At 68.1% G+C, this 19,874-nt stretch carries 19 protein-coding genes and 1 pseudogene; 15 read left to right on the top strand and 5 right to left on the bottom strand.

All coding sequences use genetic code 11. The features are described from left to right. The first annotated feature begins 54 nt into the window (after window positions 1-54). From FIV44_RS25430 to FIV44_RS25460, 7 genes are read left to right on the top strand one after another with little or no spacing between them, the layout of a single operon-like run. Window positions 55-723 carry a glycosyltransferase family 2 protein gene (locus tag FIV44_RS25430; RefSeq protein WP_141006885.1) on the top strand — a complete coding sequence of 223 codons (669 nt, stop codon included), beginning with the start codon at window positions 55-57 and terminating at the stop codon, window positions 721-723. Beyond that, window positions 720-1,361 carry a TIGR04282 family arsenosugar biosynthesis glycosyltransferase gene (locus tag FIV44_RS25435; RefSeq protein WP_141006886.1) on the top strand — a complete coding sequence of 214 codons (642 nt, stop codon included), beginning with the start codon at window positions 720-722 and terminating at the stop codon, window positions 1,359-1,361. The genes FIV44_RS25430 and FIV44_RS25435 overlap by 4 nt, the downstream gene beginning before the upstream one ends. Continuing rightward, complete coding sequence (locus FIV44_RS25440) at window positions 1,358-1,996, top strand: class I SAM-dependent methyltransferase (RefSeq protein ID WP_219996168.1); 639 nt, start codon at window positions 1,358-1,360, stop codon at window positions 1,994-1,996. Before FIV44_RS25435 ends, FIV44_RS25440 begins: the two co-directional genes overlap by 4 nt. Then, entirely contained in the window at window positions 1,993-3,147 is a 1,155-nt protein-coding gene (locus tag FIV44_RS25445; protein ID WP_141006887.1) for a molybdopterin-dependent oxidoreductase, read from the top strand. Before FIV44_RS25440 ends, FIV44_RS25445 begins: the two co-directional genes overlap by 4 nt. After that, the gene (locus tag FIV44_RS25450) at window positions 3,144-3,587 is read left to right on the top strand and encodes a hypothetical protein (protein WP_141006888.1); all 444 of its coding nucleotides are present in this window, start codon (window positions 3,144-3,146) and stop codon (window positions 3,585-3,587) included. The genes FIV44_RS25445 and FIV44_RS25450 overlap by 4 nt, the downstream gene beginning before the upstream one ends. Beyond that, window positions 3,562-4,242, top strand: a complete 681-nt coding sequence (locus FIV44_RS25455) for a response regulator transcription factor (RefSeq protein WP_141006889.1) — start codon at window positions 3,562-3,564, stop codon at window positions 4,240-4,242. Before FIV44_RS25450 ends, FIV44_RS25455 begins: the two co-directional genes overlap by 26 nt. A 29-nt stretch (window positions 4,243-4,271) precedes the next feature. Beyond that, a complete protein-coding gene (locus FIV44_RS25460; RefSeq protein ID WP_246086614.1) occupies window positions 4,272-5,366 on the top strand; it encodes a sensor histidine kinase in 1,095 nt (364 codons plus the stop codon). A 198-nt stretch (window positions 5,367-5,564) separates the two neighbouring features. Here FIV44_RS25460 and FIV44_RS25465 read toward each other — a convergent pair whose 3' ends face one another. Further along, a complete protein-coding gene (locus FIV44_RS25465) occupies window positions 5,565-5,849 on the bottom strand; it encodes a Fe-S cluster assembly protein HesB (RefSeq protein ID WP_141006891.1) in 285 nt (94 codons plus the stop codon). Between the two features lie 230 nt (window positions 5,850-6,079). On the opposite strand from FIV44_RS25465, the gene FIV44_RS25470 reads away from it, so the two are divergent. Continuing rightward, a complete protein-coding gene (locus FIV44_RS25470) occupies window positions 6,080-6,463 on the top strand; it encodes an STAS domain-containing protein (protein ID WP_181410822.1) in 384 nt (127 codons plus the stop codon). On the opposite strand, the gene FIV44_RS25475 is transcribed toward FIV44_RS25470, so the two are convergent. The 3 genes from FIV44_RS25475 to FIV44_RS25485 are packed head-to-tail and all read right to left on the bottom strand — an operon-like array spanning window position 6,454 to window position 9,205. Next, window positions 6,454-7,125, bottom strand: a complete 672-nt coding sequence (locus FIV44_RS25475; protein ID WP_181410823.1) for a GerMN domain-containing protein — start codon at window positions 7,123-7,125, stop codon at window positions 6,454-6,456. The two genes, FIV44_RS25470 and FIV44_RS25475, sit on opposite strands and share 10 nt — an antisense overlap. Then, window positions 7,122-8,462 carry a HAMP domain-containing sensor histidine kinase gene (locus FIV44_RS25480; protein ID WP_181410824.1) on the bottom strand — a complete coding sequence of 447 codons (1,341 nt, stop codon included), beginning with the start codon at window positions 8,460-8,462 and terminating at the stop codon, window positions 7,122-7,124. Before FIV44_RS25480 ends, FIV44_RS25475 begins: the two co-directional genes overlap by 4 nt. Window positions 8,463-8,497: 35 nt before the next feature. Continuing rightward, entirely contained in the window at window positions 8,498-9,205 is a 708-nt protein-coding gene (locus tag FIV44_RS25485) for a response regulator transcription factor (protein WP_141006895.1), read from the bottom strand. A gap of 367 nt (window positions 9,206-9,572) precedes the next feature. Between FIV44_RS25485 and FIV44_RS25490 the strand changes: the two genes are divergently transcribed. The 6 genes and pseudogenes from FIV44_RS25490 (at window position 9,573) to FIV44_RS25510 (ending at window position 15,259) form a co-directional block, all read left to right on the top strand. Further along, window positions 9,573-10,910, top strand: a complete 1,338-nt coding sequence (locus tag FIV44_RS25490; RefSeq protein ID WP_181410825.1) for a phospholipase D-like domain-containing protein — start codon at window positions 9,573-9,575, stop codon at window positions 10,908-10,910. Window positions 10,911-11,385: 475 nt separating this feature from the next. Further along, the gene (locus tag FIV44_RS25495) at window positions 11,386-12,456 is read left to right on the top strand and encodes an integrase (protein ID WP_141006897.1); all 1,071 of its coding nucleotides are present in this window, start codon (window positions 11,386-11,388) and stop codon (window positions 12,454-12,456) included. Continuing rightward, window positions 12,401-12,916 carry a helix-turn-helix domain-containing protein gene (locus FIV44_RS25500; protein ID WP_141006898.1) on the top strand — a complete coding sequence of 172 codons (516 nt, stop codon included), beginning with the start codon at window positions 12,401-12,403 and terminating at the stop codon, window positions 12,914-12,916. Before FIV44_RS25495 ends, FIV44_RS25500 begins: the two co-directional genes overlap by 56 nt. An 11-nt stretch (window positions 12,917-12,927) precedes the next feature. Continuing rightward, a pseudogene (locus tag FIV44_RS34220) lies at window positions 12,928-13,320 on the top strand (nucleotidyl transferase AbiEii/AbiGii toxin family protein); the annotation flags it as partial. Between the two features lie 44 nt (window positions 13,321-13,364). Next, entirely contained in the window at window positions 13,365-13,622 is a 258-nt protein-coding gene (locus tag FIV44_RS32700) for a hypothetical protein (RefSeq protein ID WP_246086615.1), read from the top strand. A 305-nt stretch (window positions 13,623-13,927) separates the two neighbouring features. Further along, window positions 13,928-15,259 carry an ISL3 family transposase gene (locus tag FIV44_RS25510; RefSeq protein ID WP_141002875.1) on the top strand — a complete coding sequence of 444 codons (1,332 nt, stop codon included), beginning with the start codon at window positions 13,928-13,930 and terminating at the stop codon, window positions 15,257-15,259. Between the two features lie 11 nt (window positions 15,260-15,270). On the opposite strand, the gene FIV44_RS25515 is transcribed toward FIV44_RS25510, so the two are convergent. After that, window positions 15,271-16,476 (bottom strand): HEPN domain-containing protein, encoded by a 1,206-nt coding sequence (locus tag FIV44_RS25515; RefSeq protein WP_141006900.1) that lies wholly within the window; start codon window positions 16,474-16,476, stop codon window positions 15,271-15,273. A 604-nt stretch (window positions 16,477-17,080) separates the two neighbouring features. Between FIV44_RS25515 and FIV44_RS25520 the strand changes: the two genes are divergently transcribed. After that, the gene (locus FIV44_RS25520) at window positions 17,081-19,831 is read left to right on the top strand and encodes a DUF4365 domain-containing protein (protein ID WP_141006901.1); all 2,751 of its coding nucleotides are present in this window, start codon (window positions 17,081-17,083) and stop codon (window positions 19,829-19,831) included. The last annotated feature ends 43 nt before the right edge of the window (window positions 19,832-19,874 follow it).

Consider the following 19,874-nt stretch of genomic DNA (forward strand, 5'->3'; position numbering starts at 1 on the left):
GGACCGTAAGGATTGAAGCCGCCGGCGGCGGTTCGTGATCCCTACGTTGGAGGGGTGCTCGACTGCCAACTGGTGCTTCCGTGCCGCGACGAGGAGGCCGCGCTGCGATCACTGCTTCCCCGAGTGCCGGCGGGACTCGAGGTGATCGTCGTCGACAACGGGTCGACCGATGCGACCGCGGTAGTCGCGGCGGGAGCGGGCGCGCGGGTGATCCACGAACCCCGGCCCGGGTACGGCGCGGCGGTGCAAGCGGGCGTGGAGGCGGCGACCGCGACCCATGTCGCTGTCATGGACGGCGACGGCTCCTTCGACCCCGGGGACGTGCTCCGGTTGCTCGCCTTGGTCCGCGACGGCGAGGCGGACCTCGCGATGGGCCGGCGGCGCGGCGTCCGACCGCCCTGGCCGGCGCGGCTGGGCAACGCGCTGGTCCTCGTGACGCTGCGTCGGCGCACCGGCGTGGCCCTGGCCGACCTCGGCCCCCTGCGGGTCACGCGCCGTGACGACCTGCTCGCCCTGGGGATCAGGGATCGCGGCTTCGGGTATCCGGTCGAGCTCCTCGACCGCGCCGCGCGCGCGGGTTGGCGGATCGTCGAACGCGACGTCGCCTACCACCCCCGCACGCCCGGCACCCACTCGAAGGTCTCGGGCTCGGTCGTCGGCACGCTTCGCGCCGGCCGTGACTTCCTGCGGGTCCTCGCCACCACCCGGGGCGCCACCCGATGACCACCGTCCTCGTGCTGGCGAAGGCTCCCGTCGCGGGCCGGGTGAAGACGCGGCTGGCCGCCGACATCGGCGTCGCTGCGGCGGCCCGGGTGGCGGCAGCGTCGCTGCTCGACACGCTCGCCGTGTGCACGAGCGCCGTCGGGCCGGGGCGGTGCCGCCTGGCCCTCGAGGGCGACCTGGCCGAGGCGGTGGCTGGCCTGCGGCTGTGCCGCGCGGTGGAGGGGTGGTCGGTGGTGGGCCAGTCCGGTGACGGGCTCGGTGACCGGATCGCCGGGGCGTTCGCCGGTCTGGCGGGGCCCGTCGTCCAGATCGGCATGGACACTCCCCAGCTCACCTCCGGTCTGCTGCTCGACGCCGCGGCGCGTCTCGACGGGTACGACGCCGTTCTCGGCCCCGCGGAGGACGGTGGCTGGTGGCTCCTCGGCCTGCGCGACCCGGCGGCCGCGACCGCCGTCGCGGCGGTGCCGATGTCCACTCCCCGGACCGGAGAGCTGACCCGCCGCGCGCTGGAGGACGCCGGGCTCAGCGTCGCGACCGCGCCGGTGCTGCGCGATGTCGACGACCTCTCCGACCTCAGGGCCGTCGCTGCAGGCGGCGTCGGTCATTTCGCCGCGACGGCGGCTGAGGTGCTGCGGTGAGCTCATCCGCGGCCTTCGAGCTCGTCTTCGCCCACGCGCTGCAGGGAGAGGCCTGCACGATCCGCACCCCCGACAGCGCCCCGGTTCCGCTCCCGATCGAGGACTGGACCCGAAGCGCCGGCCCGGTCGACCGTCTCTTCCTGCGCCACTGCGCAGGGGCCACGATCGACGTCGGGTGCGGACCTGGACGGCTCACCGCGGAGCTTGCTGTCGCCGGCCACGTCGCCCTGGGGATCGACATCGTCCACGAGGCCGTGGATCAGACGCGGCGGCGCGGCGGCGCGGCGCTGCACCGCGACGTCTTCGATCGGCTCCCCGGCGAGGGACGATGGGACACCGTGCTCCTGGCCGACGGGAACGTCGGCATCGGCGGCGACCCGCCGGCGCTGCTGACACGGCTGCGCACGCTGCTGCGCGCAGGCGGTCGGATCGTGGTGGAGGTGGAGCCCCCGGGCAGGCCGACCGGCTCGGCCGACGTCCAGCTGGCCTGTCGATGCGCCGTCACGACGTTCTTCCGCTGGGGCCGCGTCGGTGTGGACGGCCTGCCGGCGCTCGCGGCCCGAGTGGGGCTGGTGCTGCGGGCCATCGACAGGTATGACGAGCGCTGGTGCGCCGTGCTCGGAGTGGACCGATGACTCTCCGCTTCCCGCGCGAGGCGGACTTCACCTCCCGCCTGCACGACATCGCCGTCACTGCTCGGGTGGGCCGCTGGCTCGGTCTCTGTTTCGCGCTGGCCTTCGTCACGGGGCTGCTCAGCCACTACGCCCAGGCGACGTACCAGCCGATCCCGCTGCCCACCCGGCCCGTGTGGGGCTATCGACTCACCCAGGCCGTGCACGTCCTCTCCGGCACGGCCGCCGTCCCGCTGCTCTTGGTCAAGCTCTGGACCGTCTACCCACGTTTGTTCCACCGGTCGGCGGCGAGCCTGCGCGCGCTGGTCATGTCTGGTCTGGAGCGTGCGTCGGTCGCGCTGCTCGTCGGTGCCGCGCTCTTCGAGATCACCACCGGGCTGGTGAATGTCACCCAGTGGTATCCCTGGGACTTCAGCTTCCGCCGTGCTCACTACGCCGCGGGCTGGGTGGCGATCGGTGCGCTCGCCGTCCACGTCGGGATCAAGCTGCCGCTCATCCGCGCTGCGCTCGGTCGGGACCTCGACGGCCCGGGAACGCGGGTGGGTCACGGCTCTCCCGCTGCCGTAGACCGGCGAGGACTGTTGCGGCTCACCTGGCTCGCTTCCGCGCTCTCCGCCGTGGCCGCTGCGGGAGGCACCATGCCCGGGCTCGACCGCCTGGCAGTGCTGTCTGCACGTCGCGCTGGCGGTCCGGAGGGCGTGCCGGTCAACCGGACCGCCCGCGCCGCGGGCGTCGTCGCCGCGGCAAGCGATCCCGGCTGGACCTGCGAGGTGCGGTACGGCGACCGTGCCGTCCGCTTGGATCGGCGAGACCTCCTCACCCTTCCGCAGCACACGGTCGAGCTGCCCATCGCCTGCGTCGAGGGCTGGAGCGCCACCGGCGCCTGGAGCGGTGTGCCGCTGCGCGATCTGCTGCACCTGGTCGACGCCCCCGCCGGCGCCGAGGTCGCGTTCCACTCCCTGCAGCGTCGACACGGCGGCCGGTTCAGCGTGCTCCCGGCGGCCTTCGCCTCCGACCGACTCACTTTGGTGGCACTCGGTCTGAACGGCGCCCCGCTCTCCCTGGACCACGGCTTCCCCGCCCGGCTCATCGCCCCGAACCGCCCCGGCGTGAGCCAGACCAAGTGGCTCGAGCGGATCGAGGTGCTCGGATGAGGAGCGTCCTGGTGGTCGTCGGGGCCGTCGTCATCGGGTACGGCGGCTGGTTGATGCTATCCACGCAGGATCTGGCGCAAGCAGGGGCGATCGTGGCCTGGTCGGTGGTGGCGATCGTGGTCCACGATCTGGTCCTGGTCCCCCTCGTCCTGGCCCTCGGTTGGCTGGCCGCACGATGCGGCGTCGGCGACCGGACGAGGTCGGCGGCGATCGCAGTCCTCATCCTGATGGGCCCGGTGTCGCTCGCCGCGGTCCCGGTGTTCCTGGGCCTCGGCGCAGATCCCGACATGCCGACGCTGCTCGGGCGCGACTACCGGCGGGGATGGATCGCCCTGGCGCTCGTCGTCATCGCCTTGAGCACGGGGCTGTCGGCGCTCCGGCTAGTCTCCACGAGGAAGCGAGGAAGGAGCACCCATGGCGCGGATCCTCGTCGTGGATGACCACCTCCCGGTACGCGAGGTGGTGACGTCCTACCTGCGTGCGCGGGGGCACGACGTCGTCGAATCCGGGGACGGAGCGGACGCTCTTCGCAGGGTGCGCGGGGGCGACATCGACGCGGTCGTCCTCGACGTCATGCTTCCCAGTCTCGACGGGCGAGAGGTGTGTCGACGCCTACGTGCGATCGGCGACATCCCCATCATCATGCTCACGGCGCTCGGGCGTGAGGCCGACCGGGTCCATGGCCTCGAGCTCGGAGCCGACGACTATCTCGGCAAGCCGTTCAGCCCTCGGGAGCTGGTGCTACGGGTCGACTCGCTGCTGCGGCGTACCGCCGGGCGCGGAGAGGAGCCGCAGGTGATCCGTGACGGCGACCTGTTGGTCGACATCGCACGGCACGTCGTGCGTCGTGACGACACCGAGCTCTCGCTCACCCTTCGCGAGTTCGAGCTCCTGCGGTTCTTCGTCTCCCACGCCGGCACCGCCTTCTCGCGTGAGCAGTTGCTCCAGCAGGTATGGGGCTGGTCGGTCGGCGACCAGTCCACTGTCACCGTCCACGTCCGCCGTCTGCGTGAGAAGGTCGAGCCCGATCCACGTCGTCCGGTCCGACTGGTCACGGTGTGGGGTATCGGATACCGGTGGGAGGCCGCGGCATGAGGTTCGCGGATGCTCTGTCCATCGTCGCCGTGGCCGCCGCCTGCTCTGTTCTCACCGGTGCGACGGGTCTGATACTCGGGCGGCTGGCGCGCCACCGCTCGATCCGCTGGCAACTCGCGCTGGTGGCCGTCATCCCGGTGGCGGGGGTCTACCTCGGCGCCACCGCCGTCGCGCGCCTGATGTTCATCTCCGCCCACGACCTCCTCGTCATGTCGGTAGTGACTTCCGTGGCGGCCATCATCGCCGTGGCCACGGCGCTCGTCGTTGCCGCCGCCATCGCCCGCTGGTCCGAGGAGGTGCGGGTACAGGTACGCAGGTTTGAAGACACGACGGCGGAGTCGGAGAGCGGTGGCCCGCCCGGCACCGCCGAGCTGAGGTCGCTGTCCGAGGAGCTGGACCGCACCCGTGAGCGGCTGCGCCAAGCGACTGATCGCGAGCGACGGCTGGAGGATGCTCGCCGGGAGCTGGTCTCCTGGGTCTCCCACGACCTGCGCACCCCGCTCGCCGGCATCCGTGCCATGGTCGAGGCACTCGAGGACGGGATGGCCACGGAGCCGGGGCGCTACCACCGTCAGATCCGTGCGGAGGTCGACCGGATGGCGGGAATGGTCGACGATCTCTTCGAGCTCGCACGCATCCAGGCCGGCGTCCTCACTATCGCTCCGGAGCCGATCCTCCTCGCCGACCTGATCAGCGAGGCGATGACGGCCATCGCGCCCGTCGCCCAAACGCGCGAGGTGCGTTTGGAAGGGGCCGTCGAGGACGGACTGGAGGTCTCCGTCGACCCCGCCGGCATCGCTCGCGTGCTCGACAACCTCCTCGCCAACGCGGTACGGCACACCCATCCTGGCGGGGTCGTGGAGGTGCGCGGACGTCTGGGTGAGTCTCACGTGGAGATCGCGGTGAGTGACGGTTGTGGCGGACTCCCGGTCGACGACCTCGCGAGGGTCTTCGACGTCGCATGGCAGGCAACGCCGGCACGCACACCCGAGGGGCAGGCCCGAGGTGGCGGTCTCGGGCTAGCCATCGTGCAGGGGATCGTCGAGGCTCACGACGGCCGCATTGCAGTGGAGAACCAGCCGCACGACGTCGGGTGTCGTTTCCTCGTCGAGCTCCCGGTGTAGCTATCTGGTCCAGACCGGATGCTGGCGAGCCGTGATCCGCGGAGCGAGATCGACAGGACCGGACGGACCGTGTTCAGCACGTGCGACGAACCTGCTGAACGAGCCGGCGCCGGCGTTCGGCGCGCAGGGCGGCGGCGCGGCGGCGAGCGATGACGACCTGTCGGCGCGCAGCACGCCCAGGGTCGAGCGTCGCCGGTTTCATGCCGCCCTCCTCAGCACGAACTGAACTCGACCGTCGGGATCCGTCGTGGCGTCCAGCACCTGGTTCTCCATGCCTTGGGCGGTGTCCGGGCCGAGGATGAGACGGGCACCCTGACGCTCGATGACGTCGTCTCCGGGAGAGGGCCTGTCGACGGCCCGTACCTCCCAGGGTGCAGATGGATCCTCGCGGCGTGCAATGCGCAGTCCAGAGGTCGGCTTCAGGGCCGGATGAGCTGTGACTCGCTCGATGATCGCCAGAGCGCGCGGAGTGATCGTGACCACCGTCGACGTCGCCTCCCTCGTTCTGTCGCGGGCCAGCGGGATTGCTTGACCCACCCCTCCATCCATACCGCCGAGCCGCGCCGGAGCAAGGCCCGTAGAGAGGCTGGTCGAGAGTTGTCCGAGGTTTGTCATGAGGCTGCAACACTGCTGGTCGGCAAGCTGTCATGTGGTGCCGGGATGGTCGCGGTATGCACTCACGACGCAGAAGGCGCCCCACGCTGTCTTCAGCCGTGCTGGACGTCGCAAACGCCGACGGGCGACCGCGCGAGCCTCAGGTCGCTGGCAGGACCGCGGTTGGCCGCATTGCGGTTGTTCGTCTCGTCGACACCGGACTCGTTCCCGTGCTGGAGGACATCCAACGGCAGCTCGACGCAGCACTCCGGGAAGCGCCACGGGTCATCGCGGTCGATCTGTCCGCGGTCGAGGACGTGTCCTCGACCACGATCGCGGCGCTGTTGTGGATCAGACGCCGATGCACTGCGCGTGGCATCGAGCTTGTGCTGCGACGCCCAACGCAACGCGGCATCGAAGCGCTCGAGCGGCTCGGCCTGCTCGGCGTGCTCGGCGTGCTCAGAGTCGAATCCACGACGGGCACTCAGGGCACTCACGGCTGACGGCAGCCCAGGCCTCTACCGATCCACGACTCCCTGTATCGGACCGGCAGCAGGTCCTCGTAGTCCCTTGCTATGACCGGCCCGTCCGTGAGTGCTCCGCCGGGCAGGGGGACCTGAATCGGCTCACCACCACTGACCAAAGCGACCGACCGTACCGTCGGTGCGGAGGCGACCGTCAAGACAACCTGCCCGATGGCGACCGGGAGTCGCTCCGCGCTCAGGGAGGTGTCGGTCTCGATGTCCACCGTCACGAGTCCACCGGCGACGCCGACCAGGTCGAGCGCCGAGTCCGGCGGTATGGCGGAGGACGCTCCAGCCGCCCGCGCCTCTTCAGACGGGCCGGTGCTCAACTCACTCAGCAGTCGCTCGACCACCTCCTCGGGCGGGTCAGCGCAGGAGGCGCGCGCGGCCTCCGGCCGAAGCCGCTCAGCGTCCAGCCAGAACACCAGCGGAACGTGACCGGGTTCGGCGGCCGGCGACGACGACCCGGCCGCGGGTGTTCCCGGCTCGAGCAAGCGGTACGGCACGGTGTCATCGTCGATCCGCCTCGCCGTTCCCTCTCCTGGAAGGCCGCACGCGCACAGAGACCCTATGACCAGCGCCGCGACCACGGCGCCGGCCGGCCGCCGGCCCGATGCACCTCGCGTCCGGCTCTTGCTCACCGTGCATCCCCCGTTGTGGCCGGCAGCCTCACGACGAACACAGCCCCTCCATCGGGCCGATTCGCGCACCACACATCGCCGCCGTGGTTGCGGACGGTCCGCTGGACGATGCTGAGGCCCAGCCCGCTACCCGTTCCGACCTTCTGACCGCCCGCGCGCGCGAACCTGTCGAAGATCCTCACCCGATCGTCGTCGGGCACGCCCGGCCCACGGTCCTGTATCTCCAGGTCGACGATCTCGCCGTGATCGAGGACGACGACGCCGGTCAGGCCTCCTCCGTGAAGCTCGGCGTTCTGGAAGAGGTTCGTGAGCACCCGCAGCATCTGCACCCGATCCACCCGAAGTGTCGGATCCGGTCCATCACCGGACCGTACCGCCAGGAGGCCGGGGGGACGCCCCGCCGCCAGGAGCGCCTGACGGACAAGTTCGCGAGCGCCGGTCACCGACGGTTCCGCCTCATGAGCGCCGGCCTCGAGTCGACCGAGGGCCAGGAGATCCTCGAGGGCGTGGCGGAACCGGTCGAGTTCATCGGCCATCAGACGGATGGCGCGCTGCGACCGCACCGGAAGATCCGGCGACTGCTGAAGCAGGCTCAGACTGGTAGTCAGGGTCGTCACCGGCGTACGGAGCTCGTGACTCACGTCCGCCGCAAAGCGGGCATCCTGCTCGATGCGCTCATGCAGGGCGTCGACCATGTGGTTGAAGGATCCGACCAGAGCGGCGAGGTCAGGGTCCTCGGTGGAGGCGAGACGTGCCGTGAGGTCGCCGGCAGACACACGCAGGGCTGCTCCTGCCACGTCGGACAGCGGCGCCAGGACCCGACGACTCGCCGCCCGTCCGAGGAGAGCTCCGGCGGCTGTGGTCACGGCCGCGCCGACCCCCAGCGCGAGTCCCAACGTCGACAGTGTCCGATCCAACTCTTCTGCGACAGAGACCTCGTAGTACTCGGCATCCACGGCCGGCAGTGGAATGCCCACGACGACCGCGTGGGGATCGGTGAGACCGGTCCAAGCCAGCGCCACGGAACCGTCCTCCACGATCGGCTGGACGTCGGCCGTCATCTCCGGACCGGCGCTGTCCAGCGTCGACGAATACCACTCGCCACCTCGGCGCACGTAGATGACTGCACCTGCAGGCGGGGACAGGGACCCGAGAACGTCGCTGACCTCGGTCCCCGAGGTGAGCAGGCTGTCCCGCACGAGTGCGCCGTCGGTGAACGCCTGCCGAATCGCTGTCCGCTCGCGCTGCTCCAGCAGGAGGTGGCGGGCGGAGAGGAAGGTGCCCGACGCCAGGATCGTCGACAGCCCGAAGGCCCCGAGCGCGAAGGCGTGCGTCACCGAGGACCGAAGGCCACGCCTCGGCAGAGGTCTGTTCATCGCACGTCGAGGCGGTACCCAAGCCCGCGAACGGTGACCAAGATCTCAGGAGCACTCGGGTCTCCTTCGAGCTTCTTGCGCAGGCGGCGCACGTGAACATCGACGATCCTCTCGTCACCGAAGAACCCGCGGTCCCACACATGCTCCAAGAGCGAGCCGCGACTGAGCACCCGTCCGGCATTCGTGGCCAATACGCTCAGCAGCTTGAACTCAGTGTTGGTCAGATGGATCTCCTGGCCGGCTCGGCTCAGGACTGCAGCACCCCGGTCGAAGACCAGGGGTCCCGCGCGGCGGTCGAGGAGGAACACGTCCGCAGGCTTGCGCACGTCGGTCGGGCCCAGGACCGGCCGACGCAGCAAGGCCTTCAGCCTCGCCTTGACCTCGTCGACGAGGAACGGCTTGGTGACGTAGTCGTCGGCGCCAACCTCCAAGGCGGTCACGATGTCCTCGACACCATCGCGCGCACTGACGACGACGATCGGAGCCTCGGAATGCGGACGCGCTCGCTGGATGAACGAGAAGCCGTCCATGCCGCCAAGCATCAGGTCGACCAGCATGAGATCCACGGCGGAGCCGGCGATCACCTCGAGAGCACGTTCGGCATCTTCCGCCTCCACGACGTCGTAGCCCTCGTCCTCCAGAACCATCCGCAGCGACGCGCGCAGACCGCTGTCGTCCTCCAGTAGCAGGAGCCTGGTGGTCATGGTCACCATGATCGCATCGAGGCTCGGTTGGCGGACTTTGCAGTCTGGCGCAGTCCCGAATGTCACACAACTGCAATGAACCTGACGGGAGATCGCAGTCTTCATACGGGAGAAAGGACCACGATCATCGCGCCCGATCCCAAGCGTCCCAGCGGGATGTGGCAAGGTCATCTGCCGATCGGCTGCATGGGCACGTCCCCGGATCTGAGTTGAGGTGAGCGAGTTGCGAGTCGCGGCGACGAACCGTGCGACTTCGTCCGTGGAAGAGCGACGCCGAGGAGGGATGGTGGCTCGAGCACTGTTCCGCGTCGCCGGGTCTCGCGTGAGAGCGCTCGTCGGGCTCGTCGCTGTGACGATGCTCGTGTCAGTGGGACAGGCGGGAACGGCGGCCGTCAGCGTCGCCCCCGGGCTCGCGCTCGTCGTGTCATCACCGGGGACCAGGATCGCGCCGACCGCCACAGTCGGAACGGCCGTCAAGCGTGCACCGAACCCGACCTACGTGGTCACGCCCGGCATCGTCTTCAACCACCCGTTCCGCAAGAAGAAGCGGGGCAAGGTCCAGCGCAAGATCATCAAGACGCTGAAGAACGTTCCTGCTGGCGAGACGGTTCGGCTGATGACGTGGAACTTCGACTCTCCGCTGTTCACACGCAAGTTCATCGCCGCTCACAAGCGTGGCGTCTCGGTGCAGATCATCATGGCCCGTGGACTCGCCCGTGGACAGGGCCCGGGTCGCTCGTACCCGACCCTGCGCAACGCGCTGAAGAAGGGCAACGCCGACCGGCCCAAGGCGCTGCGGAGCTGGATCCGCACGTGCTCCGCGACCTGTCGCGGCAAGGGCGGTGCGATGCACTCCAAGCTGATGCTGATCAGCCGCTCGGGCGCGACGAGCCACATCGCGATGCAGGGATCGGGCAACTTCACCGGCGCCGCGGCCGTCCAGCAGTTCAACGACTGGACGACCATCACGGAGAACCAGCCGCTCTACGACGGCTGGATGCTGATGTGGAAGCAGGCGAAGAAGGACAAGAACGTCAAGCCGCTGCGGTTCACGGTCCCCAGCACCACCACGCCGGGCGCCACCATCACCTCGATGTTCGCGCCACACCGGGGCGAGATCGACCCAGCACTGAAGGTGCTCAACAAGGTGCAGTGCACTGGCGCCACCAATACCGCGTCGGGACGTACGAAGGTGCGGATTGCCAACGCGGTTTGGGGCGACGATCGCGGCGTACGGGTCGCCCGCAAGGTCCGCCAGTTGCGTGATCAGGGCTGCGACGTGCGGATCGTGTTCATGATGATGCCGCTGAAGATCCGCAACATCCTCAAGGGCCTCCCGGCGAAGCAGATGGTCTACATCACCGGCGCGACGGCCAACAAGTTCAAGGACCGCTACGTCCACCTCAAGGGCCTGTCGGTCCAGGGCAACATCGATGGTCGCAGGAACGGCAATGCGGTGCTGTCCAGCAGCGAGAACTGGACCCAGCTCGGCTGGCACTCCGACGAGCAGAACGTGATCTTCTGGGACGACGCGCCGCTGGCGGCGAAGTACGCCGACCGGGTCGACCTGATCTTCCGGCAGGCGCCGCGGAGCATCAACAACTACGTGAACTCCGCCGACCCGAACGGCCGTATCGTGCCCGGCACCGAGTTCCTCGGCCCGAAGGACTACCCGTTCCACGACCTCGAGGCCGAGTTTGACTGACCGCGACAGCTCGCGAGGCCGGTCCCCGCGAGGCCGGTCCGGGGCAGAACGCGCAGGAGTCAAGAGTTAAGAAGAAGATCAAGCTCACGCGCTCGAAGGTCGGGAAGACCAAGCAACTCGCGGTGACCCTCACCCTCAAGCGCAACCCCGCCCGCGGCATCCACCAGCAGAACTACAAGATCCGGGTGCGCTGATGGGCCTGGCAGTCACCAACGTCTCCGTAGACTGAGGGCTCGCTCGGGGACGCCATCGAGGAGCAACTGCGCCATTTCCGGCACCGGGTTCGCGGGTGTTTCTGTCGGATGACTGCCCTGAGCCCCGCCCGTACCCCCGACCGCGTCCGGTCGCCACTCATCAACCGGCAGCGGCGACAACGCCCTCGTCGGCAGGGGAGCCGCCCGAGGAGCCCGCATCAGCGGGGGAGTGGGCCGCGGCGCAGGAGCTGGCTCCAGCGCCGCCCGACACCATCCGGGAGTTGATCGCCCTGGCCGAGCTGATCCGCGCCACCGGAATCCCCGCCAGATCGGCCCAAACCCCCGACACGGCCAGCGCGGCCGCGGTGGGGCCGACGCTGCGGGACGTGGAACGCATCGCGGCCGCCCTCGACGCCGAGATCGCGCCAGGCACCCGCCGCGTGTACGCCTACGCCTGGGGCCTGTGGGCCACCTGGTGCCAGGGCCGGGGCCTGTGCCCGCTGCCGGCCGCGCCGGAGGCGGTCGCGGCCTACCTCGCCGAGCGCGCCGAGGCCGGCTTCTGCTTCGGCACCCTGGAAATGGCCTGCAGCGCCATCGCCTACCAGCACCGCGCCGCCGAGCTCCCCAACCCGCTCGATGATCCCACCCTGCGGCGGGTTCGCCGTGGCCTGCGCCGGACCGTCGGCACCGCCCCACGGCGCCGCGCCCACCCGCTGAGCCTCCCCGATGTCCGCCGCCTGCTCGACGTCATGGACCCGGCCGACCTGGCCGGGGCGAGGGACCGCGCCCTGCTCCTGGTCGGGTTCGCCTCCGCGCTGCGGCCCAGCGAGCTCGGCGCCCTGCGCGAGACCCAGGCCACCACCGGCTCCGACGGCCTGCTGCTGGCCATCCCACGGTCCAAGAGCGACCCCGAGGGCCACCAGCAGATCGTCCCCGTCGCCCGCGGCCGCTACCCCGACACTGACCCCGTCGCTGCCCTCGGGCACTGGCGCAAGGTTCGCGACCGGCACGATCCCGAACACCCCAGCGACCCGAGCCAGCTCAACACGATGGTCGATGGGGACGATCGCGGCGCGCGCCCCTGGGTCCACCTCTTCCCGCGGCTGCACCGTACCCGCGTCCTCATCGACCAGCCTCTGTCCGGGACCGGAGTCAGCGAGATGCTGCAACGCCACGCCCCGCTCCCCGTCACTGTCTCGCCACTGAGGTGTCGCCGAGCGCAGACTGGGTGGACGAACGCAGACGCTGGGAAGGGCGGCTTGGCTATTCGATATCTTTTTGGATATCATTGGTCTCATGGCTGGGACGATCATCGCGCGAGCGCGCCGCGACAGTGGCCTGTCGCAGCGTGAGCTGGCGCGTCGTGCAGGGACCTCGCAGCCGACGCTGTCGACCTACGAGACCGGTGGGAAGTCGCCCACGCTGGCGGTGGCCGAACGGATCGTCAACACCAGTGGCTACGACCTCGAGCTCACACCGCGGGTGGGCTTCACCCGGACGCCCGGGGCGCGGGGGGAGCCCTATGCGGTTCCGGATCGGCTCTGGCGCCTCGACCTGGCCGACGCCTTCGCTCGCGTCGTCCTGCCGGGTCATCTCCACTGGTCGGGTCCCTCCCGCGAGTTCGACCTGGGCGATCGAGGCGACCGTGGACGGGTCTACGAGATCGTGCTCCGCGAGGGTGAGCCGACAGACCTGGCCACCTACGTCGATGGGGCGCTTCTCGTCGACCTGTGGTCCGACTTGGTTCTTCCACGAGAGCTGCGGGCTGCGTGGGAGCCGGTCATCGTGCGGTACCGGAGACACGACGCGTGAGACCCGAGCACATGAACCGCGAGTACAGCGGACGCCTCACCGGCCTGCAGATAGACATCGCAGGACTGTTCTTCGCCCTGCCGGAGTCGGATGGGTTCCTGCTCGCCGGCGGGGGTGCCTTGATCACTCACGGTCTCATCGACCGACCCACCGACGACCTGGACTTCTTCGGCCACCGCCCTGACGGCGACGTTGCCCGAGCCGCCGACGCATTGACCGCAGCGGTACGGAACCGGGGCTGGACGCTCGAGACCGTCCGCTCCGGCCCGGAGTTCCGTCGCCTCAAGATCACCAGGACCGTAGCGGACGCATCCCACCGGCAGACGGACCAAGAGGCTCAGGAGGAGAGCACGGAGGTGTATGTCGATCTCGCCATCGACAGCCCACCCCACGGTCCGGCCACCATCACCGTGGCGGGACCCGCCCTCGATCCCCGAGAAAACTCGCTGTGCGCAAGACGCTGGCGCTGTTCGGCCGGGCCGAGCCACGCGACTTCACCGACGTCTACGCACTCCACCAGGGGTTCGACCGCGCCGAGCTACTCGTCGAAGCCGCCGAAGCTGACGAGGGGTTCGACCTCCAGGTCTTCGCCCAGATGGTGCGCTCCCACCACCGCCTACGCGACCAAGACTTCCCGGAGACGGGCATCGCCATCGACGACCTTCGCGCCTACTTCGACGACTGGGCCGGTGAACTGTCGTGCTGATAAGGACCAGGCCGGAAGGTGTGGCATTTACCGTTAGTGGCGAGTGAGAAACAGCTCGCTGAGTGCACTACAAAGGCGTCGCGTCATTGAGGCTCGCTCGTTCCTGCCCTGCGGCGTGGGCACGGCCGATCGCAATACCCTTCTTCACGGAGAACCGAGCGAATCAGCGTCGCAAGCGGGCTCACAGCTCAAAGTGGCTCTTCGCAGATGAGGGTGTAGGTCGGGTCGGCGCGTCGGTCCTGGGATAGGTGTCGAGGTCTCCCGAGGATGGAGGTTCCTACGCCGCCCATCCAGAAGACCTCGACATGCCTGACGCTACCCCGCCGGCCGGGTTCGGCCACCCCGATCTGACTACCTTCGCCCGGCTCGACGGCCTCGGCCTGGCTGTGATCGGGCAGCGGCTCGAACCTGATCGTGCTGTCCTCGCCTGCCGGGTCGTCGATGACGACCGGTGGTGCCGCGGTTGCGGTGGGGAGGGACTGGCACGCGACACCGTGGTCCGTCGACTCGCGCACGAGCCGCTCGGTTGGCGCCCGACCACCCTCGAAGTCGCGGTCCGTCGCTACCGGTGCCGCGAGTGCGGCCAGGTGTGGCGCCAGGACACCAGCTTGGCGGCCGAGCCGCGGGCGAAGCTGTCGCGTCGGGGGCTGCGGTGGGCGCTGGAAGGGATCGTGGTGCAGCACCTGACCGTCGCACGTGTCGCCGAGGGTCTCGGGGTCGCGTGGAACACCGCGAACGATGCGGTCCTGGCCGAAGGCAGACGGGTGCTGATCAACGACGAGCACCGCCTCGACGGCGTCCGTGTGCTCGGCATCGACGAGCACGTGTGGAGACACACCCGGCCAGGTGATCGCGGCGACAAGTACGTGACCGTGATCATCGATCTCACCCCGGTGCGCGACGGCACCGGCCCGGCACGGCTGTTGGACATGGTCGAGGGCCGCTCGAAGTCGGTGTTCAAGACCTGGCTCGCTGAGCAGACCGAGGCGTTCCGTGCCGGTGTCGAGGTGGTCGCGATGGACGGGTTCACCGGCTTCAAGACCGCCGCCGCGGAGGAGGTCCCTGCCGCGGTCGCGGTGATGGACCCGTTCCACGTGGTCCGTCTGGCCGGTGATGCTCTCGATGAGTGCCGGCGCCGGATCCAGCAAGCGATCCACGGTCACCGCGGTAGGAAGGGCGACCCGCTGTACGCTGCGCGACGGACCCTGTCCACCGGTGCCGACCTGCTCACCGACAAGCAGATCGCCAGGCTCAACGCGCTGTTCGCCGAGGATGCCCATGTCGAGGTCGAGGCGACGTGGGGGATCTACCAGCGGATGATCGCGGCCTACCGGCACGAGGACCCCCGCCGTGGCCGGGACCTGATGGTGAAGCTGATCGAGTCGGTCAGCACCGGTGTGCCGAAGACGCTGGTCGAGGTCACCAGGCTGGGGCGGACGTTGAAGAAGCGCGCCGCTGACGTGCTGGCCTACTTCGACCGGCCCGGCACGTCCAACGGGCCGACCGAGGCACTCAACGGCCGCCTCGAACACCTCCGCGGCTCAGCGCTCGGGTTCCGCAACCTGACCAACTACATCGCCCGATCCCTGCTAGAGACCGGCGGCTTCAGACCCCAACTACACCCTCGATTGCGATGAGCCCTCAAAGTTCACAACTGAAGCAACAGGCGTTCCGATCGAGTGCTCGGCTTCAGGTCCTTCAGGTCCGCGCGAGCATGGATCGCCCGGTATGCCCCGGTCGCGATCTCGAGAGCTTCTTGCGCCAACTCCCGCTGCTTGTCCGGCTGCGCAATGGCGGCGCCGTGGACGACGTCGCTGCGAGCGTCGTAGATCGTCTTCGCCTTGTTGAACATCGCAAGTCGCTTCGTCCGGTCGTCTGGCTCCAACAGCCAAGAGATGGCCGCGCAGACCTTGAAAGTTGTCTCCGTCTTGGACCCGAACATGTTCTCCCATGCGACGACCGCGTCAATCAGGACGTCGACCGGGTCCCGTCGCTCGGAGGACGCCCTGATGATCCGCGTGAGTGCAATGTCCAGCCGGTCAGTTATCTCGTCAAGCTCGTTCATGATGATGGCGATATTGGCCAGGTCGCTTTGGGTGAGGTGCACGTCGGCGTGGCCACCGCGCGTGGTAACCACATAAGGGGTCTGCGAGCTGTACAGCGGAAACAACGACCAGTGCAGGGTCGCCGTGACATCCACAGTCTTTGCGCGTTCGGTGGCCCAAGCTGCAATGCAGAACTGAAGCCGGCGGATCTGACGACGCAGAGCTGTCGAATGGGTGCGGTCGCGCTCGCCCATGCGGGAGAAGGCTGCATCGATGTCCTCACGCGGCGCGTCGTTGCGGATGCACCCGACGAGCTGCTGTGACGCCTTCAGCCAGAACGCGCTTTTTGGAGTTTGGTGGCCAAGGACATCCCCGTTGGAGATTGCGAGACCTTCGGTCGGAATCAGTCCCCATGTGCCGCAATCGATGGCTTCGGCGACCTCGACACCAACGAGTCCCGACAGGACGATCGGGACCTCTTCGCCGCGTGCGCTTCGGCGCAGCATGCCGAGTGACTCGCGAACGTAGTCGACCAGGTTGTCTTCGTGGAGCGCATGCTCGAATCGCATGCGCGCCAGCGTCTGCTCGACGACTGTTCCGACGACGATGCGGATGTCCGTAGTGCCGCCTCCCGCCGGCAGCCAAGTGAGGAGACCCATCGCGACGATGTTGCCATGCGAGTCGACGTCTCCGTCTTGTTGCGGGAAGAACCTTGTCAGGTCCGGGTCGTGGAGAAACGCCTCGGCAGCCGGCTGGTAGAGGATCGCGTCCTGAAAGGAGCTGCTGAGCGCGAAACGGTCGCTGCTCATGCCCTCGAGGTGCTCGCAGGCAAGACCGTTGAAGGCCAGCCGAACGAATGCATCGACGAGAGTGTCACCGGTAGCGGAGGGAGCGCGGCCTCCGACGTGCTGACGTAGCAGTTCGACGGGGTGTCCGCTCGGTACCGGGAACGATGCGGGTTAGCCACTGGGCTCTCAGGGACCTTTTTTGCTCCGGTTTGAGGCCGCTTTCGTCGACCGGCCGAGGACCGATCTGCGCGACTGCGTCCCAGCGAGGTCGATCGTCGACCGACGGGCGGGTGTGAGGTTCCAGGTCGAGCACGAACGCCAAGGTGGGCTCGCCGAGGAAGGCGACCGCCCGGTGCCAGAGTTCCGAAGTCTGCTCCGCCGTGAGTCTGTCCACGAGGACAGCTTGCCCGAGTGTCGGCCGAGGGGTGTGTGGATATCGGCACGTGCAACCCTCGCGCGGGCGTAGGAGGCGAGGTCAGTCCGCAGCTGTCGACATGACTCCTCACCGTCAACGCCGCAGATTCGGCGCGGCCTCTACCGAGAGGGCGCGTGTCGATGCAGACGCCACGGCGCTGATCGTGCGTTTTCCGGCGAACGTGGTTCGCGGCGCGCGATAGTGGCTGCCATGCGTGCAACGATCCAAGAACAGAAAGGTGGCGCGGGCGCCAACGAGGTTGCTGCGAAGTTCGAACGGATCGGTTGGGGACCATCGCCGAATCACCATCACGATCTCGGCACGGACCTGTACCTAGCTCCGCGGGATGCCAGGCTCTGGGAACTCGGCCTGCTTGCGGGCGCCCAAGTGAAGGCGGGAGCCGACTACTTCAAGGAGCCGAAGAAGTCGGCGGGGGAGGTTGTCGGATGGTGGTACAGGGAATCCAGGCGTGACCACTTCGACTACTGGCTGAATCATCACGCGCCACACCTGCTTGTCCTGCACGATCTCGACACGAGCACCTCGTTCTGGGTGCATCTGACCGAGGAGAACGTGGTCTTCCTTAAGGAGGGAGCGAAGGTCCTTGTCCCAGCCGACCAGACCGTGGACTTGGAGCACGCGGAGGCGCTCTTGGCGGTCGCGAGCAGCCGCTCGCGCAGACGGAGCTGGGAAGGATCATCGTGGGCCGGTGCGGCTAACATCTCACCGACCCATCTCTATCGCCACGCGCTCCTCGTGCCGCGCCTGATCGCCCCTCATCCGAACCGCTCCGTCAGGGACGTCATCGCCGCGCAGGCAACATCGTTGGTCATCCTCCGGCGCGAGTGGAGGTATGGCCAACCAAGCAAGAGCGAGATGCCAGACCTTGCCGAGATCGACTCGTCTTGGGACTGGGACTGGCAGCTCGCAGCCGGCGTCAAACGCTGGATCGAGTCCTCTGACATCGGTGGGCTGCGGGACGCACTGACGGCCGCATCCCAGCCGCATCAGCAGGCGGCGTCGACGGTGGCGCTGTGTGCTGCGCTGATGGAGAACGACCAGCCGGGTGAGGCGGCCGATATCGCGCACGTGACGATAGGCAGCGACCGTCTGGGGCCTATCGATCACGCGTGGCTACGCCTGCAGCACGCACGAGCACTCTATGAGCTGGGTGACTGGGCGCCGGTGCGGGAGACCGCTGTCGAGTTGATCGCACTCAGTGCGCGCGCCCCGCGGGATGTCACCGCTAGCGCAATCAGTGGCGCTGCGGCGAACCTGCTCTTCGCCACCGCTGATTGGGAGGGTATCGACTTCGCGCAAACGGTCGCGGCGACTGACACAGCAGCGGCTTGGTGGCGTCAGCAGGTCGTCGGCTGGGGTCTTCGCCGGCAGAGAGACGAGGCATTCAATGCCTGGGCACACGACACCAGTGGAGCTCCAGGCTTCGAGGACGCATGGGACCATCTTCGGGCAGCGACATTGATGGCCGGCTTCCTCGGTGACCACGGCAGTTGGCGAGGCGCCATGGAAGACCTGGCGAAGTACGTTCTGACCAGCGGCAGCCTCACTGTTAAGCAGACCGACATCGAGAACGCGCTTGACATACTCCGCACGGCAGGGGCTCATCAGAGCCTGAAGAAGGCTGCGCGCTGGATAGCCAACAACGGTCCGGTCCTAGCCGTGAAGAACATCGCCGATGCGTGCCTTCCCAGCAGATCAACCGTCACCACCTTCCATGCAGACCTCGAGCTACTCGCCGCCGCGCGCGACCTGCTCGAACCAGATCATGCCGCGACAGTGGTGAACTGGGCTATCGCGAGGTTCGACGAGCCAACCGCGCTCGAAGAGTCGCTTCACCCACAGTTCGACGTGCAGAAGTCATTGGTCGAACTCATCGCAGATCTCGTATCTGTAGTTCCCCCAGACGGCCTTACAGCCGTCCTAACCTGGGCCCTGAACGCCGTACCTGAGTATCCGGGACTGACGGCCGCCGGCATGCGTAACCTGGTCAATCGAATCCCGCCTGAGGTATGGACTCATGAACTCGCGACACGCGCCGCTCAGCTCGCGGAGGAAGCGCCCTGGCCCTTGCGGTACGCGCTGCTGGGTGCGGCCGCTGGCAACCTGCCCGAGGTTCGAACGGAACTCGAGGCACAAGCACGCGCAGGCGAGAAGGAGGCCCTTTACGCGCTTGGCAGCGTCGATCGGTTCGACGACCAGCTCGTCGAGGATCTGATCCAGAAGGCACAGGCCGATCTGTCGGAGCATTCAGGCGGTCAGCGCGACCAGGCCGATGCCGCGGGACTCCTGACGCTGCTCAGTCTTCGTCATCCCGACCATGCGCGCTGGGATGACCTGTGCGCGTGGTTGGACCAAGTAGACCAAAGGGCTGACCTCGCCTACGTTCTGGAACGCCTCGCACGGGGTGCCGCAGGTATCCCTTCCGAGGTCACCGCCAGACTCAGACCAGCGGTCCAACGGATCCTCGCTCTCCCGCCTGAAGACCCTCAGAGTGGCCGCATATGGCCGCCATTCTCGGCACAAGCCAGTTTCCTCCTCGCGGCCCTCGACCAGCTCGACCAGCACAAGCTCGACCCGGCATCGTTGAACCCTCTCCTCTCAGGCGACCGCATCCACCGCCAGTTCGCCGCCCTACTGTGTGGCAAACCCGATCGCATTGGCGACGGCCTCCTGACAAGCTTGGCCTGCGATCCAGATCCCCACGTTCGGGCGACAGCGGCAAGCGTGGTCGCGCATCGTGTCATCGACGGGGATCTGATCGGTGAGGCCTTGTTACCACAACTTGTGCAAGACCCCGGTATCGCAGTAGCCAAGATCCTGGCGCGCGAGGCCGCAAAACATTCGTCGCGATCGCTCACAGAAATGTTGTCGTCGCTGAGGTCCCATCCCTCAAGTCAGGTCAAGAGCAGCATGGAGTCCGCCTTCAGTCGACTGGTTTAGGACGAAGCGCTATGCACAGTGATCAGGCGCAAAGCCGGCATTC

It is taken from the genome of Nocardioides humi (assembly GCF_006494775.1).
GTDB classification, from domain to species: Bacteria; Actinomycetota; Actinomycetes; order Propionibacteriales; family Nocardioidaceae; genus Nocardioides; species Nocardioides humi.

Excerpts from the sequence above, each read along its gene's own strand:
- FIV44_RS25520 (WP_141006901.1), top strand. The coding sequence starts at position 17,081 with ATGCGTGCAACGATCCAAGAACAGAAAGGTGGCGCGGGCGCCAACGAG.
- FIV44_RS25445 (WP_141006887.1), top strand. The coding sequence starts at position 1,993 with ATGACTCTCCGCTTCCCGCGCGAGGCGGACTTCACCTCCCGCCTGCAC.
- FIV44_RS25500 (WP_141006898.1), top strand. The coding sequence starts at position 12,401 with ATGGCTGGGACGATCATCGCGCGAGCGCGCCGCGACAGTGGCCTGTCG.
- FIV44_RS25510 (WP_141002875.1), top strand. The coding sequence starts at position 13,928 with ATGCCTGACGCTACCCCGCCGGCCGGGTTCGGCCACCCCGATCTGACT.
- FIV44_RS25515 (WP_141006900.1), bottom strand. The coding sequence starts at position 16,476 with ATGAGCAGCGACCGTTTCGCGCTCAGCAGCTCCTTTCAGGACGCGATC.
- FIV44_RS25435 (WP_141006886.1), top strand. The coding sequence starts at position 720 with ATGACCACCGTCCTCGTGCTGGCGAAGGCTCCCGTCGCGGGCCGGGTG.
- FIV44_RS25485 (WP_141006895.1), bottom strand. The coding sequence starts at position 9,205 with ATGACCACCAGGCTCCTGCTACTGGAGGACGACAGCGGTCTGCGCGCG.
- FIV44_RS25450 (WP_141006888.1), top strand. The coding sequence starts at position 3,144 with ATGAGGAGCGTCCTGGTGGTCGTCGGGGCCGTCGTCATCGGGTACGGC.
- FIV44_RS25455 (WP_141006889.1), top strand. The coding sequence starts at position 3,562 with ATGGCGCGGATCCTCGTCGTGGATGACCACCTCCCGGTACGCGAGGTG.